This window comes from Spirosoma profusum, from assembly GCF_014699005.1.
Taxonomy (GTDB): domain Bacteria; phylum Bacteroidota; class Bacteroidia; order Cytophagales; family Spirosomataceae; genus Spirosoma; species Spirosoma profusum.
Map to the genome: position 1 here is coordinate 1 of NZ_JACWZY010000030.1, position 15,849 is coordinate 15,849.

Sequence of the window (15,849 nt, forward strand, 5' to 3'; positions counted from 1 at the left end):
AGGCGCTGCATTTTATGGCCTTCTTTATCATTTTCTTTCGCAAGATCCCTAAAAAGAAGAAACCCTAAACAGGTTCATTATCCATAATATAAGATGCAACAACCTGATTCGCTGAACCAGGTCGCGGAATTTCATCGCACCTTTCATGCCCCTGTTTTAGAAAGTCCTCAAATTCCGTCCGAAGCCCGTAGCCAGTTGCGGGTAGCTCTGCTGGCCGAAGAACTTGACGAATTACGCGACGCCATCGCCGAAAATGACATTGTGGCCGTGGCCGATGCGCTCTGCGATCTGCAATACGTATTGTCGGGAGCAGTGCTCGAATTTGGACTTGGTCACCAGTTCAAAGCCCTGTTCGATGAAGTGCAGCGGTCGAATATGAGTAAGGCTTGTCTAACCGTAGAGGAGGCCGAAGCGACTGTTGCAACGTATCAGTCGAAGGGTGTTCCGTGTCATTTTATCGAATCGGATGGGAAATACCTGGTTTTCCGTGATGCCGACCACAAAACGCTCAAGAGCGTCAATTACTCCCCAGCCGATTTAGTGGGCGTTCTGGAACGTAACGCATAATCGAATAAACCGACTACGTTATACGGTAAAATGGTTTTCAGAAAAGCGACCCGACAGGACGTAGCAACTATTGTGAAATTATTGGCTAATGATAAACTCGGCCAGCTTCGCGAACGCTACGTCGATCCTTTGCCTGAAGCATATTACGATGCTTTTGACAAAATAAACGCAGACAGTAATCAGGAATTGATTGTTGTTGAAGACGAAAAAGGCGAGATGATCGGTACGTTGCAGTTGAGTTTTATTCAGTATCTAACGTATCAGGGCGGCATCCGGGCGCAGATCGAAGCGGTTCGAATCCGAGAAGATCAGCGAGGGGAGGGAATTGGTCGGCAAATGATGGAATGGGCAATCGCGCGAGCCAGGGAACGTAACGCCCATTTGCTCCAACTCACCACCGATAAACAACGCTCCGAAGCCCTCCGATTTTATGAAAAACTTGGTTTCAAAGCCTCGCATGAGGGGATGAAACTGTCGTTATGAAGTACAGTACAAGCCATGCAAAACTATCAATTCACCGCCGTCGACCGATTTCTACGCTACGTTCAGGTAGATACGCAGTCGGATCCGCAATCGACAACCAATCCGAGTACCGAAAAACAGAAAGACCTCAGCCGGATGTTGGTTCAGGAACTGCTTGACATAGGTGTTGCCGATGCTGAACTGGATGAATGGGGCTATGTTTACGCAACCATTCCGGCGAATACGGATAAAACGAACGTACCGGTTATCTGTTTTTGCTCGCACGTTGATACGTCCCCGGACGTAACGGGAGCGGGTGTAAAACCCATCATTCACCGGAACTGGAATGGTTCCGATATCATATTGCCCGATGATTCAGCACAGGTGATACGTATCGCCGACCATCCCGATCTGAGCCATCAGCTTGGAAATGACATTATTACGGCCAGTGGTACTACGTTGCTCGGGGCCGATAATAAAGCGGGTGTTGCCGAAATTATGGATGCAGCTCACTACCTGATGACCCATCCAGACGTAAAGCATGGTCAAATTCGACTGCTGTTCACACCGGACGAAGAGGTCGGACGTGGTACTGAAAAAGTGGATATGCAGAAACTGGGCGCCCATTTCGGATATACCATCGACGGAGAAGCGTTGGGTACACTTGAGGACGAAACATTCTCAGCCGATGGCGTTTCTATCACAATTCAGGGCGTGAGTACGCATCCGGGTTTCGCCAAAGGAAAGCTGGAAAATGCGTTGAAAATTGCCGCAGATTTACTGGCTTCACTTCCCAAAGACACCCTTTCGCCCGAAACGACCGACGAGAAAGAAGGCTTCGTACACCCAACCCATCTGGAAGGAAATCAGGATAAAGCCGTGCTGGACTTTATCATTCGCGACTTTTCGGAAGCTGGTTTGCACGAAAAAGAAACGTATCTGCAAAGCCAGCTCAATAACGTATTGGCACGTTACCCCGGCTCATCTGCCCAGTTTGTTGTCCGGGAACAATACCGGAATATGAAAGAGGTGCTTGACCATCATCCGGCCGTGGTTGACAATGCCCTTGAGGCCATCCGCAGAGCCGGTTTATCGGCTGAACAACGTAGCATTCGGGGTGGCACCGATGGGTCGAGACTGTCGTTTATGGGGTTGCCTTGCCCGAATATTTTTGCGGGTGAACACGCTTTTCATTCGCGATTAGAGTGGGTGTCGGTGCAGGATATGCAGAAAGCGGTTGAGGTCATTGTAAACGTAGCACAGGTCTGGGAAGAGCGAAGTTAGAAGGTAAAATCCATACGCTTATTTTACAAAACAATGTCGGTGTCCAGTAGGTTGAGCAGCTACAAAACTCAACCAATATGGAAGACGAACTTGAACTGGATTTGCTGATTGATACGTCCACAAAATCACCTTATGACGTAACGGACGACGTAGCAGGCATAAAAACGTTATTTGTCAACGTTTTTTTTATCGGGACGCCCGGCCCCGGCAATGATTGGGTGTTGGTCGATGCTGGCTTCTTGGGCTATGCGGATGCTATAAAAAAACGCGCCGAAGAACTGTTTGGCCCTGGAACACAACCCAAAGCAATTATACTTACGCACGGCCACGCCGACCATGTAGGTACGCTCAAGACGCTTTTAAAGGATTGGGACGTACCGGTTTACGCGCATCGGTTGGAATTGCCTTATTTACAGGGGAAATCGAGCTACCCGCCACCTGATCCGGCTATTGGCGGAGGAGGTATGTCGTATATGTCGTGGGTGTTTCCCATCGGGCCAATGGATTTTGGCGACCGCGTTCAGGCTATTGCCGATAACGGTCAAATACCGGAATTGCCTGATTGGCGTGCCATTCATACACCTGGGCACTCACCCGGTCATATTTCACTGTTTCGGGATAAAGACCGGACGCTCATTGCCGGCGACGCGTTCGTAACGACCAATCAGAACGCCCTTACGGCGGTAGCCACTCAGCGCGAGGAATTCCACGGCCCGCCCGCTTATTTTACCTGCGATTGGGAAGCTGCCAAGCGATCCGTCCTGAAATTGAACAACTTAAATCCGCATGTCGCTGGTACTGGGCACGGGATTTCCGTCCGGGGCTTAGAGTTAGCGGTAGGGCTGAACCGACTGGCGCACGAATTTGAAGAGCGGTCGATTCCCTCAGAAGGACGCTATGTAAAGCAACCGGCGCAAACCGACGAAAACGGGGTTGTGAACATGCCGTCAGCTATTTCTTTCCACGTAGCACGCACGTTGGGCTTTGGTTTGCTGGCCGGATTGGCGTTGTATGCAGGCTGGTCCATCTTCCGCAAAGTGCAGTAAGTCAGCTTTTAATTCCAGTCGCGGGTATACACGTACCAGTGCGCATCCAGCTTTTTTACAGACAGGTATTCGTGATCCTGACGGAGCTGGAACGTAGTGGTACGTGTATAAAACAAGCCATGTAAATCTTTTTCGAACGTAACACACTCGTCACATTCAGCGGCCCGGTCAATGCTGGTCAGGCTATTCATTTTCAGGAAATTACTGTAGCCGGCATAGGTTGCCAGACTGATTTTTTCGTGGGCCAGCACGGCTGATAAAGAAGGCTGATACACCTTACGCTTTTTCTGTATATCCCAGTTTTCCCAGGGAGCCGATGGCTGGCAGCGTCGCCAGCCATTTATCATTTCGCACGGGTTTCCGAGGGTCAGACCGCGAACGTGTTTTTCGTTGATGAGCTGGTTTGCAATACGTTCAAGATCAGCCGATTGGGCTTGGTATAAGCTAGTAAGTTGCTCAGAGCTATCCGAGCAGGACGTAAATCCTATTAGAAGTAGACAAATTAGAAAGCGTAGTTTCATAAACACCGACGACTTCATTACGTAGGCTATAAAGTTGCAAAAGCCTCTGGTTGGAAACAATGTAGTGTTGGTGATCCAAAACAACGTAGCACCAAACGATTTTGTGAACTGGTGTGTCGTTGCGTACTTTTGGGCGCTGGTTTTGCACTAGTTTGATACGTATATGGCTCAGAAAAAGCCTAAATTTTATGTTGTCTGGCAAGGGCGTAAACCCGGCGTTTACGACAGCTGGGATGAAGCTAAAGCCCAAACCGACGGTTTTGCCAAACCGCTTTTCAAATCGTTCGACAGCAAACCGGCTGCCCTAAAAGCATTTAAGGAAAAACCCCACCTGCACGTTGGACAAGCGCCAAAAACAACCGCCAAACAAGGGAAAATCGACGGTCTTGTTGGCCCACCCCGTCAGGATAGCTTAGTCGTAGATGCCGCCTGGAACACGGCTACGGGCGATATGGAGTATCAGGGCATCTATTTAGCCACGAAGCAGCGCCTATTTCTGATGGGTCCCTACGCCGATGGTACCAACAACATCGGTGAATTTCTGGCGATTGTACACGCGCTGGCTTTACTTCATCAAAAAGGAAGCAACATTCCCGTCTATTCGGATTCGCGGACGGCCATCGGTTGGGTTCAGAAGAAAAAGGCAAATACCAAACTTGAAGAAACCCCGCGCAACGCCCAGCTTTTCGACCTACTCGATCGGGCCGAAACCTGGCTCAAGACACACAAATTCGCCAATCCAGTGCTCAAGTGGGAAACCACCGTCTGGGGCGAAAACCCCGCCGATTTTGGGAGGAAGTGAGAACCGTGATTTAGCAGATTTAAGGATTTTCTGGATTTTACGTCACTTCTTCGATACGCTTTATTAATAACAAAATCGTGAAAATCCCTAAATCTGCTAAATCCCGGTTTAGATTCAAGCAATTCACCATCCATCAGGAACGTACCGCTATGAAAGTCTGTACCGACGCCTGCGTGCTGGGTGCGTATGCTGACGTAGGATTGGGGGGGCGGATACTGGATATCGGGACAGGTACGGGACTGCTGGCACTCATGACCGCGCAACGGAACGTAACAGCCTATATTGATGCGGTTGAAATTGATACGTCGGCAGTGGGGCAGGCACTGGACAACGTAGCAAACAGCCCCTTTGCCGAACGGGTGAACGTAGCACAGACACGAATTCAGGACTTTTCTACTACGTATCATTACGACCGTATTCTAACTAATCCGCCTTTTTATACCAATCACCTTCGTTCGCCGGATGCGGCTGTGAACCGGGCACTCCACACGGACGAATTACCGTTTGGGGAATTGATTGAAGCAGTTAGTCGTTTATTAAAACCCGATGGACAGTGGTGGGTGCTTTTGCCGCCTTACGAAGCTGGAAAACTGGTCGAGCTGGCGAAAGATCGTGGCTTGTATCCGTTTCATCAGCTTTCGCTACGTCATCGGGCGCAGAAGCCCATTTTTCGGGTTGTAATAGGATTTTCGTTTCAAGAATCTGTTACGTTGGCCGAAACGACGCTGGATATTTACACATTTCAGGAACCCGATCGTTCTAAGGAAGTATATACGTTAGAATTTCAGACGTTGCTACGTGATTTTTACCTGATTTTCTGAAAACTCTGCGACCTTTGCGACAATCTTTGCGTGCTTTGCGTTTAGAAAATATATGCCCGAATCGCTTCAACTGACCATTCTGATCCCCCTTTACAACGAAGAAGAATCGTTGCCCGAATTGCACGACTGGATTGTGCGGGTTGTATCAGAACGTCAGTATACCTATGAAATCCTGTTTGTCGACGATGGTAGCACCGACGACTCGTGGCTGATTATCGAGCAGTTGTCAAATCAGAATAGCCACGTACGCGGTATTCGTTTTAATCGCAATTATGGTAAAACGGCGGCTCTGCAAACGGGTTTTCAGGCCGCTCGCGGACAGGTGGTCATCACGATGGATGCTGATTTGCAGGATAGTCCTGATGAAATACCGACGTTGTATGATATGATTACGCAGGAGAAGTTCGATCTTGTTTCGGGCTGGAAACAGAAGCGGTATGACCCCATCACGAAAACGCTGCCAACCAAATTGTTCAACGCCGTTTCGCGCTGGATTTCGGGCGTGCAGCTTCATGATTTCAACTGCGGCTTAAAAGCGTACCGGCAGAAAGTCGTGAAAACAATTGCCCCGACCCTCTACGGTGATATGCACCGCAACCTGCCCATTGTAGCGAACTGGAACGGTTTTAAACGTATCGGCGAGAAAGTGGTTCAACACCGCGCCCGTAAGTATGGAACCACTAAATTTGGCCTGGAACGCTTTGTAAACGGCTTTCTGGACGTACTGGTTATTGCGTTCGTACACCGGTTCAGCAAGCGGCCGATGCATTTTTTCGGTACGTTAGGTACGTTGTCGTTCTTTGTGGGGTCAGTAATGGCCGTTTGGCTCATCGTCGAAAAGCTGATCAATATTTCACGAGGAGTGCGGTTTCGGAACGTAACGGATAACCCCATGTTTTTCTTCGGCCTGGTCGCTATTATTCTGGGCGTGCAGTTGTTTCTGGCAGGTTTTTTAGGCGAAATGCTGGTACGTCAGAGTCTGAACCGGTCGGGCGAACAGTTTGTGGCCGAACGAGTCGGTTTTACTGAACAGAAAGCATCCGTGTGAAATGAATAATGATTAATGAATAATGAACAATACGGATTTAGCTAGTCCCTACTATTAATTATTCATTCCTTTGTAAATCAATTTGAAATACTTACACAAGATCAATGAAGAGTAATTTTAAAGCGCATCCCTGGCATGGCATCCCTATCGGCGATTTAGCCCCCAAACAAGTTACCGTTTTTATCGAAATCGTGCCAACCGATACGGTTAAATACGAAATTGATAAAACAACGGGCTATCTAAAAATCGACCGTCCACAGCAATATTCGAACGTACTGCCAGCGCTCTATGGGTTTATTCCACAGACGTACTGTGGCGACCAAATTGCCAGACTGGCTACTGAAAAATCGGGAAAAGTGGTGAGTATGGGCGACGGTGACCCCCTCGATATCTGCGTACTGACTGAACGGGAAATTACCCACGGCGACCTTATTCTACAGGCTATCCCAATTGGGGGCTTTCGGATGATCGACAAAGGCGAAGCTGACGACAAAATTATTGCCGTGCTGAAAGGCGACGCCATGTACGGTCAATACACCGAACTGGCGCAACTTCCCGAAGCCGTTGTAAAGCGACTCCGACACTACTTCCTGACCTACAAAACGTTACCCGATGAACCTGTCGCTATGGAACTGGCCAACGTGTATGGACAAGCTGAATCCTGGGAAGTAATTCAGACGTCGATCAACGATTATAAGTTGATGTAGAGGTTGTATTGTAGCCAGGACGTCCACGTCCGGGAGACGTCGGGCTACATCAGTTAGCCGCTTATGCGTCTCCCGGACGTGGACGTCCTGGCTACATTATATCTGACTATGGGCCCAATTTTAGCCGTCCGCCCGCTCCAAAAACCAATTTGCCACCTGCATCATACCGTACCGTAGCGCTTAGAGCCAGGTAATTAGCCGGAATGTTGATGATGTGCTTGATAGTGACCAGGTTACTTGACAAAGGTATTGTGCCGCAGGTCCAGACTGTCGGATCGTTCCAGGCACCGGCTTTCACGGTTGCAAATACAGTACACGTTTCAACCAGGCAGACGTAGCTGCTGGAATTAGTTGTTGTGCCAGTGCCTAATTCTCCATTTCCATTTCTACCTGTTAAACAAATCGTTTGCTGATTTACGCCAATGATGGCCGAATGAAGGGCAAATGATCCTTGTGCCAGAATGGCGACGGGTGAAGTCGTTGAAATGGACACCGGACTAGTACGTTGGGTCGTGCTACCATCGCCAAGTTGCCCAAACGTATTACTACCCCAGGCCCAGAGCGTACCGTTACTCTGCTGGCCAATTGAGTGTAACTGTCCTCCAGCAATGCTCACCCAGTTGGTAGCTGTTCCTGCCTGAACCGGGCTATTACGTTGGGTAGTAGTGCCATCACCGAGCTGGCCGGACGTATTGCTGCCCCAGGCCCACAACGTACCGTCAGTTTTTAGTGCCAGACTATGGCTTTGCCCTGCCGCGATTTCAGTCCAGTTGTTGGCCGTACCAACCTGAACCGGACTGTTGCGTTGGGTGGTAGTTCCATCACCTAACTGGCCGGAGGTATTACTGCCCCAAGCCCACAACGTACCATTATTTTTGAGGGCAAGTGTAAACGCTGATCCGGCCACGATGCCAATCCAATCATTGACTGTACCTACCTGAACGGGACTGGTACGTTGGGTTGTCGTGCCATCGCCCAACTGGCCGGACGTATTGCTACCCCAGGCCCATAACGTACCATCATTTTTGAGGGCAAGCGTGTGCGTCTGACCGGCAGAAATACCTAGCCAATTAGCCGTTGTTCCGACTTGTGACGGACTGTTACGTTGCGTGGTAGTCCCGTCGCCGAGCTGGCCTGTTGCATTATTTCCCCATGTCCAGAGTGTGCCGTCAGTTTTTATAGCAGCCGAACACTGATACCCTTTGGCAACGTTTCCCCACCCAACCAGCACGATACTCATGTTGTAAGGCGTGCTACGTACACCAGCACCACCGTCGCCCAATTGACTATAGGAGTTGTTTCCCCAGCTCCAAAGCGTACCATCACTTTTGAGCGCTATTGAAAAATCGGTCCCTAACGTAACGGCCGTCCAGTTCGTAGCCGATCCAATCTGGACAGGACTGTTCCGTTGGGTAGTTGTGCCATCACCTACCTGTCCATAGGTATTATAACCCCAGGCCCAGAGCGTACCATCGGTTTTCAGACCAAATGTATGGTATTGGGCATCGGCAACCTTTGACCAGTTCGTAGCCGTTCCGATTTGCGTTGGAACAGCTCTGCTGGCAGTAGTACCATCGCCCAGATGCCCGGTAGCATTCTCGCCCCAGGCCCAGAGCGTACCATCGGTTTTGATGGCATGATTATGACTGCTACGTGCCGAAATAGATTTCCAGTTGGTGGCAGTTCCAATTTGAAGCGGAGCGTTTCGGTTATCGAACGTGCCATCGCCTAATTGACCATAGCCATTATAACCCCAGGCCCATAGTGTACCATCGTTTTTCAGCGCTATGGTATGCGTAAATCCGGCCGATACGGCTGTCCAGCTGGTAGCTGGTCCAACCTGTACCGGAGCCAGCCGAGACGTATTGGTGCCGTCGCCCAACTGCCCCGACCCATTGAGCCCCCAGGCCCACAACGTACCATTACTCCTGAGCGCCAGAACGTGATTCGATCCGGCCGCAATGGCCGTCCAGTTTGTGGCCGAACCAATCTGAACAGGACTGATCCGTTGCGTGGTCGTTCCATCGCCCAGTTGCCCCTCGGAATTCGAACCCCAGGCCCACAACGTACCGTCGCTCTTGAGCGCAATGGTATGCGAATTTTCGGCGGCAACCCGGCTCCAGTTAGTCGCCGTGCCGATTTGTACAGGGGTTGTACGTTGAATGGTGGTGCCATCGCCCAGCTGACCCCTGTTATTGTAGCCCCATGCCCACAACGTACCGTCGCTCCGAATGGCTACCGTATGAGCTGTTCCGGCGGCTGTAGCAACCCAGTTGGTAGCCGTACCGGTTTGTGCCGGAATGCTACGTTGCGCCGTGGTTCCGTCGCCCAACTGGGCCTGAGCATTATTGCCCCATGCCCAGACAGTTCCGTCTGTTTTGACGGCATGGCTGTGAGCGTACCCGGCTGCCAGATTAGCCCACTTGGTATCAGTGCCAATCTGAACCGGACTGAATCGATTCGTAAAACTGTCATCGCCCAGTTGTCCATAAAAGTTATAGCCCCATCCCCAGAGCGTACCATCGCTTTTTATGGCCAGATTATGGTTTCCACCGGCAACAATATGTGTCCAGTTAGTGGATGTACCCACCTGAACCGGGCTGTTGCGTTGGGTTGTCGTGCCATCGCCCACTTGGCCAAATCCATTATCGCCCCAGGCCCAAACTGTGCCATCGGTTTTAAGCGCCAGGGTATGACTACGGCCCGTAGAGATGGTGGCCCAGTTTGTAGCGCTACCAACCTGAACGGGTGCGTTGCGAGACGTAGTAGAACCATCGCCTAATTGCCCAAATCCATTGTAACCCCACACCCATAACGTACCGTCACTTTTGATGGCAACCGTATGAGCTCCCCCTGTAGCAACGTTTACCCAGTTTGTAGCGCTACCAACCTGAACAGGTGCGTTACGAGACGTAGTGGTTCCGTCACCAATTTGCCCAGACGTGTTGTAACCCCATGCCCAGAGCGTGCCATCACTCTTGATAGCAACCGAATAGGCGATACCCGCAGCAATACTGACCCAGTTGGTAGCGGTGCCTACCTGTGCGGGCGTGCGGTGAGCAACATTAGTCCCATCGCCTAATTGGCCGGACGTATTATCGCCCCAGGTCCAGAGTGTGCCATCATTCCTCAGGGCAACCGTATGGGCACCACCCGAAACGGCATTTACCCAATTTGTTGCTGTACCGATCTGGACGGGCGTTCTTCGGTCGATAATAGTCCCATCGCCTAGCTGCCCCGATGGATTGTAACCCCATGCCCAGAGTGTGCCATTTCGGATTTCGAAGGAGTTGTTGGCCTGAACGCATACCGTCACGCGTTGGTAGGTGCTTCGGTAGTTATTAACTGTTCTGGCCGTGCCCCAGGTTTGCTGAGCATTGATGGATAGCCAGCTCGGCAATAAGATTGCGAGGATTGCCCAAAACCATGAACGGACGGGCAGTAGTGTATTCGGGTTAATACGTAGTGTTTGCATCGATAGTGAGGGACGTTTTTCTATCGGTAGCCCCCGATTATTTAGCCAGTCTGGGCTAATCACACGTAGTGGCCACCGAAAAATTTGTGATATGAGCAGGAAACAAAGCTGGATAAGGTTTCCAGAATCGTTTCGACAAATCTCCTGCTACGTGCCCACTGTATCAATCCAGAGAAACCTGTAATCTGTCTATAGGTAAACCTGTATTTTACGGATGGACAATTTGGCAACGTAGCACCAGTTGTAGTTTTTCTAACCTTGACGTGCGTAAACCCGAAATCATGCAGGTAGTTGTAGGCCAGAATGCTCTTTAGCAATACGTATCATTTATACTATTGAAGTAATGAAAATAGCGCTGATAGTCAGTTGTTTGTTGATGGTATCCCTGACTGGTCGGGGCCAGCAGCAGGCAGCAAATCGCCCAACGTTAGTGGCTGGAATTCCGGTTAACTATGCGGAAGATTCTGTTGGTAATTACACGCTGCCCGATTTGCTGACCTGCGCCGATGGACAGCGTGTTACCGATGCCAAAACGTGGACGCAGAAACGGCGCCCAGAATTGCTGAAGCTGGTTGAAGACATCCAGTTCGGGAAAATGCCCCAGGGACCCAGGAAGATACGTTACAACGTATTTGATAAAGGAACGCCCGCCTTCAACAACAAGGCGATACGGAAACAGGTCAGGATTTACCTGACAGACGACACAACCAGCCATCAGGTCAACGTAGTGATTTACCTGCCAGGCGCCCTGAAGCAACCTGCCCCCATGTTGCTGTCAATTTCATTTGCGGCTTACAACCAGACTATCGCCGATAGCGGATTGTACGTCGGTAATATCTGGTCGCGGGAAGGAAAACTGGTACGTGCCGACAAGCCGACTCCGTTTGGTAAAATGAACGTAGAACAATTTATGGATGCCGGTATTGGCTACGCTACGTTGTATTACGGGGATATTGAACCCGATTTTAAGGACGGAATCAAGTATGGTATTCGCACTACGTATTTAAAAGCGGGTCAAACCGACGTAGCACCGGACGAATGGGGCGCCATCTCGGCATGGGCCTGGGGGATGAGTCGGGTGATGGATTACTTTGAGACTGATAAACAGATTGACGCTAAACGTATCGCCATACAAGGGGCGTCGCGTCTGGGTAAAACGGTCCTTTGGGCAGGTATCCATGATCCTCGATTTAAAGTTGTGGTAGCCAGCGTTTCGGGCGAGGGCGGAGCCGCTCTGAGCCGACGCAATTTTGGGGAGACAGTTGCTCACATTACAGATCCAACCCGATATCTTTATCAGTTTGCCCAGAATTATAACTCATACGCTAAACAGTTAGATCGTTTACCTTTTGATGGTCATGCGCTCGTAGCGTTGATGGCACCTCGGCCACTGCTTTTACAGACCGGCAGTACTGATTATTGGTCAGATCCAAAAGGAGAGTTTCTATCGGCGGTGGCTGCAACGCCGGTTTATGCACTTTTCGGAGAAAAAGGCCCGCAAACGAACACCTTGCCAGCGCCGGGCGATACGTCGCAATTACTGAATCATCTCGGTTATTTCATGCACGAAGGTGGCCACGGAGTGCTACCTACCGATTGGCCACAAATCATTACGTACCTGAAGAAATACCTTTAGTCAGATGGGGTTTGCTACGTTACATCGGCGCTATGCAAAATGGGCTAATGGCTTGTTTTGCCCTGCTGAGTACGAAGCGTCTTAAGTCTTCCTCCGTCAGCATGACAAAAGAGTACTTGATTTCTCCAATCTGCTAATTGAACAGCTACGTAAATAAAGGTGTTGTAAGTAAAGATACGGACCAGGTAAGTACAACCCTTTGCCCCTTACCCTATGCCCTATGCTTTTTCACCACTTATCCGCCGGGAAGTACATTCGACATTTTTTCACAAATAAGCCTCAAGTAGGTTGTATTTTTACGTAATGTGTACGTAGCACACACTTAGTTTACTATTATGCCACAATTTCTGAAATACGTATTGGCCACTATCGTAGGACTCCTGGTGTTCTCGTTTATTGGTTTCCTGCTGCTCATCGGTATCGGTGCGGCTTTATCGTCGAGTGACAGCAAAACTGTCGTAAGCTCGAAATCGGTGTTGAAACTTGATTTGAACGAACCGATTGAGGAACGCAATCGAAATAATCCCTTTGGTGATGTTAACCCGGTAGGGTCGGCGGGCGATGCTACCGGGTTGATTGAGCTTAAACAAGCCCTCAAAGACGCCAAACAAGACGATAATATTGAAGGTATTTATCTTCAGACAGAAAGTCCAATGGCTGGCTGGGCTTCGCTCGAAGAGATACGTAACGCGCTGATTGATTTTAAACAGTCGAAGAAATTTGTCTATGCCTATGCCGAAGGCATGAACGAAAAAGGCTATTACCTCGCGTCGGTTGCCGATAAAATTTACCTCAATCCGGCTGGTGACCTCGAATGGAACGGCCTCAATGCCGAAATGACGTTTTTTAAAGGTACGCTCGATAAACTTGGTGTAAAACCCGAAATTTTCCGGGTGGGCGAATACAAAAGTGCTATCGAGCCTTTTGCCCGCGAGAACATGAGCGAACCGAACCGAATTCAGGTGTCGTCGTTTTTGAACTCGGTAAATAATCACATGCTGATACGTGTGGCGCAGAGTCGTAACCTTCAGGTTAATACGTTGAAGGATATGGCCGACAAACTCACCATTCAAACGGCCGAAGATGCACTCAAAGCGAAACTGATTACGAACATTGGTTATCAGGATGAAGTAGAGACGCTGATTCGGAAGCAGTTGGATCTGGATGAGAAGAAGAAAATCAACTACGTTACGTTGGGCAAGTACGAGGATTCTGAAAAAACGACCGACGATGAAAGCGGCAGTGGATCGAATCGTATTGCAGTTATTGTGGCTTCCGGGGATATTCAGTCGGGAAAAAGTGGTGATGAAAGTATTGGTTCTGAGACTATTGTTGAGGAACTCCGCAAAGCCCGTTTAGATGACAAGGTGAAAGCCATCGTGCTACGTGTCAACTCAGGTGGCGGCAGTGCGCTGGCATCGGACATCATGTACCGCGAAGTGGAACTGGCGAAAAAAGTAAAACCCGTTATTGGGTCTATGTCCGATTATGCCGCATCGGGTGGTTATTACATGCTTATGGGCTGTAACAAGATTGTGGCTCAGCCGAATACGATTACCGGTTCTATCGGTGTGTTCGGGATCATGTTCAACGCTGAAACGTTCCTGAAAGATAAACTCGGTATTACGCACGACCGCGTTAAGACGAACGAAAATGCTGATTATCCATCGGTTACGCACGAAATGACGCCTTTCCAGAAGCAGATGCTGCAACGCTCAACCGAGCGTATCTATAGCCAGTTTACCAGCAAGGCGGCTGCCGGACGTAAAATACCGGTCGACAGTATCCGGGCTATTGCAGGTGGTCGCGTATGGACGGGCGTACAGGGGAAAGCCATCGGCCTCGTTGATCAGCTAGGCGGCCTCGACGACGCCATCAAACTGGCGGCCCAATCAGCTAAACTGAAAGAAGGCGACTACAAACTGAAATACCAGCCGCGTAAAAAAGAATTCTTTGAGCAATTGATGAACTCATTCAATGACAGCGAAGAAGCTAAAATCCAGGAACAGTTGGGCGAATTGTCTCCGTACGTGAAATACCTGAAGAAAATTAAAACGTTCGAAGGTATTCAGATGCGACTCCCATTCGAGGTAGATATTCGCTAAACGTAGCGCGGTGATACTCTCAGACCTAAAAGGTATGTAAACCTTTTAGGTCTTTTTTTTATCTTGCAGTTGGCAACCGAAACGTAATGCAAACGCTACCACTTCGCCTTGATTTATTTACGATCCTGATTTTTCTGGGTGTAGCGCAGGGGCTATTTCTGGGTGTCTTTTTTCTGACCGGGCAACGTCGGGCGAGTCTGGCTAATCGCTGTCTGGGATGCTATTTGCTGAGTGTATCGGCCATTATGCTGGAAATTGGACTGGAATATTCCAACTACATGTTTCAGACGCTGGCCCTGGTCGATTATGGTGAGTTGTTCAATTTCGTACTGGGGCCACTCTTTTATTTCTTCGTTTTTGCGAAGCTGAATCGACGCTTACCACGGCATTGGGGCTGGCATCTGCTGCCGGGTGCCATTTGGGCCATCAATGCCATGACGTGGATTTTTCAACCGATTGAGTTTAAGTATAATAGTTACCTGCACGCGTTTCACCCCGAATTGCCCTACGTAACAGCACAGGAATACCTACCCGAAGATTTTACCAACTTACGCGGCTACATCAATCAAATGACATTGATTAGTTGCCTGGTATACACCGTGTTGAGCGTGTTAGAAGTGTGGGATGCATTTCGAAAGGCCGATCTGCCACTTTTGGGCAAAGCGCCGGCTGCACTGGCTATGGCACGTAACGTAGCGGCATTTACGATGGTGTTCCCACTGTTGATTGGCGTCATCAAAGCATCGTATCAGGAAGACATGGGCGATCATTTTCTGGCGGCTTATCTCACGGTGACTATATATGCCACTACGTTGCTGGTTATGCGTGGTTCCAACGTATTACAGGAGGAAGTAGAAGAAACGGCACCAGACGAGCAATCATCGGAGGAGCCACGCAAAAAATACGAGAAGTCGTCGCTGTCGGACGAACAGGAAGAAGCACTGCTGGCTAGGCTGAATCAGGTGATGGATACCGAAAAACCGTATCTCGAAAGCGATCTCTCCCTACCTAAACTGGCGCAACGGCTCAATACGTCGCCCCATCATCTCTCGCAAATCCTGAATGATCGCCTGGGACAGAATTTTTTCGATTTGCTGGCGACACACCGCATTGCCGAAGCGCAGATTATGCTGAATAACCCAGCCATTAAGCATCTTAAAATCGATGAGATTGCCGAGCGGGTAGGTTACAATTCGCCGTCTGCTTTTCATACTGCATTTAAGCGAATCACCAACCTGACACCAGCGCAGTTCCGGGCCGATAGAATGGGTAGAAAACTCTACCGTCAATAAAATAACTTCGCGCCGAACGGGAAGAACTTCGTTTTTATCGGCAAATAGGGCGTACGTCTGCAAAAACCGGCAATTTTGGGGTA

General features: G+C 49.6%; 13 protein-coding genes. 11 read left to right on the plus strand and 2 right to left on the minus strand.

Annotated elements, in window-relative coordinates:
• Positions 1-93: 93 nt before the first annotated feature.
• The 4 genes from IC229_RS26745 to IC229_RS26760 all read left to right on the plus strand — a co-directional run bounded on the left by IC229_RS26745 (position 94) and on the right by IC229_RS26760 (position 3,359).
• A complete protein-coding gene (locus IC229_RS26745; RefSeq protein WP_190890710.1) occupies positions 94-567 on the plus strand; it encodes a pyrophosphohydrolase domain-containing protein in 474 nt (157 codons plus the stop codon).
• A gap of 30 nt (positions 568-597) precedes the next feature.
• On the plus strand, positions 598-1,050 hold the full coding sequence (locus IC229_RS26750) for a GNAT family N-acetyltransferase (protein ID WP_190890712.1): 453 nt from the start codon (positions 598-600) through the stop codon (positions 1,048-1,050).
• A 15-nt stretch (positions 1,051-1,065) separates the two neighbouring features.
• Positions 1,066-2,313, plus strand: a complete 1,248-nt coding sequence (gene pepT / locus IC229_RS26755) for a peptidase T (protein ID WP_190890713.1) — start codon at positions 1,066-1,068, stop codon at positions 2,311-2,313.
• Positions 2,314-2,390: 77 nt separating this feature from the next.
• Positions 2,391-3,359, plus strand: a complete 969-nt coding sequence (locus tag IC229_RS26760; RefSeq protein ID WP_190890715.1) for an MBL fold metallo-hydrolase — start codon at positions 2,391-2,393, stop codon at positions 3,357-3,359.
• A gap of 8 nt (positions 3,360-3,367) precedes the next feature.
• Here the strand turns inward: IC229_RS26760 and IC229_RS26765 are convergent, their stop codons facing one another.
• Complete coding sequence (locus IC229_RS26765) at positions 3,368-3,880, minus strand: hypothetical protein (protein ID WP_190890717.1); 513 nt, start codon at positions 3,878-3,880, stop codon at positions 3,368-3,370.
• A gap of 163 nt (positions 3,881-4,043) precedes the next feature.
• Here IC229_RS26765 and IC229_RS26770 point away from each other — a divergent pair, with 163 nt between their 5' ends.
• From IC229_RS26770 to IC229_RS26785, 4 genes are all read left to right on the plus strand, one after another.
• Complete coding sequence (locus IC229_RS26770) at positions 4,044-4,682, plus strand: ribonuclease H1 domain-containing protein (RefSeq protein WP_190890718.1); 639 nt, start codon at positions 4,044-4,046, stop codon at positions 4,680-4,682.
• 149 nt (positions 4,683-4,831) lie between these two features.
• Complete coding sequence (locus IC229_RS26775; protein ID WP_190890857.1) at positions 4,832-5,503, plus strand: tRNA1(Val) (adenine(37)-N6)-methyltransferase; 672 nt, start codon at positions 4,832-4,834, stop codon at positions 5,501-5,503.
• A 52-nt stretch (positions 5,504-5,555) separates the two neighbouring features.
• Positions 5,556-6,551 carry a glycosyltransferase family 2 protein gene (locus tag IC229_RS26780; protein ID WP_190890720.1) on the plus strand — a complete coding sequence of 332 codons (996 nt, stop codon included), beginning with the start codon at positions 5,556-5,558 and terminating at the stop codon, positions 6,549-6,551.
• Between the two features lie 104 nt (positions 6,552-6,655).
• Positions 6,656-7,258 (plus strand): inorganic pyrophosphatase, encoded by a 603-nt coding sequence (locus tag IC229_RS26785; protein WP_190890722.1) that lies wholly within the window; start codon positions 6,656-6,658, stop codon positions 7,256-7,258.
• Positions 7,259-7,364: 106 nt separating this feature from the next.
• On the opposite strand, the gene IC229_RS26790 is transcribed toward IC229_RS26785, so the two are convergent.
• Entirely contained in the window at positions 7,365-10,733 is a 3,369-nt protein-coding gene (locus IC229_RS26790) for an RCC1 domain-containing protein (protein ID WP_190890723.1), read from the minus strand.
• A gap of 343 nt (positions 10,734-11,076) precedes the next feature.
• On the opposite strand from IC229_RS26790, the gene IC229_RS26795 reads away from it, so the two are divergent.
• The 3 genes from IC229_RS26795 (at position 11,077) to IC229_RS26805 (ending at position 15,766) form a co-directional block, all read left to right on the plus strand.
• Entirely contained in the window at positions 11,077-12,369 is a 1,293-nt protein-coding gene (locus tag IC229_RS26795) for an alpha/beta hydrolase family protein (RefSeq protein WP_190890725.1), read from the plus strand.
• 335 nt (positions 12,370-12,704) lie between these two features.
• Positions 12,705-14,474 (plus strand): signal peptide peptidase SppA, encoded by a 1,770-nt coding sequence (gene sppA, locus IC229_RS26800; protein WP_190890726.1) that lies wholly within the window; start codon positions 12,705-12,707, stop codon positions 14,472-14,474.
• 86 nt (positions 14,475-14,560) lie between these two features.
• Positions 14,561-15,766, plus strand: a complete 1,206-nt coding sequence (locus tag IC229_RS26805; RefSeq protein ID WP_190890728.1) for a helix-turn-helix domain-containing protein — start codon at positions 14,561-14,563, stop codon at positions 15,764-15,766.
• The last annotated feature ends 83 nt before the right edge of the window (positions 15,767-15,849 follow it).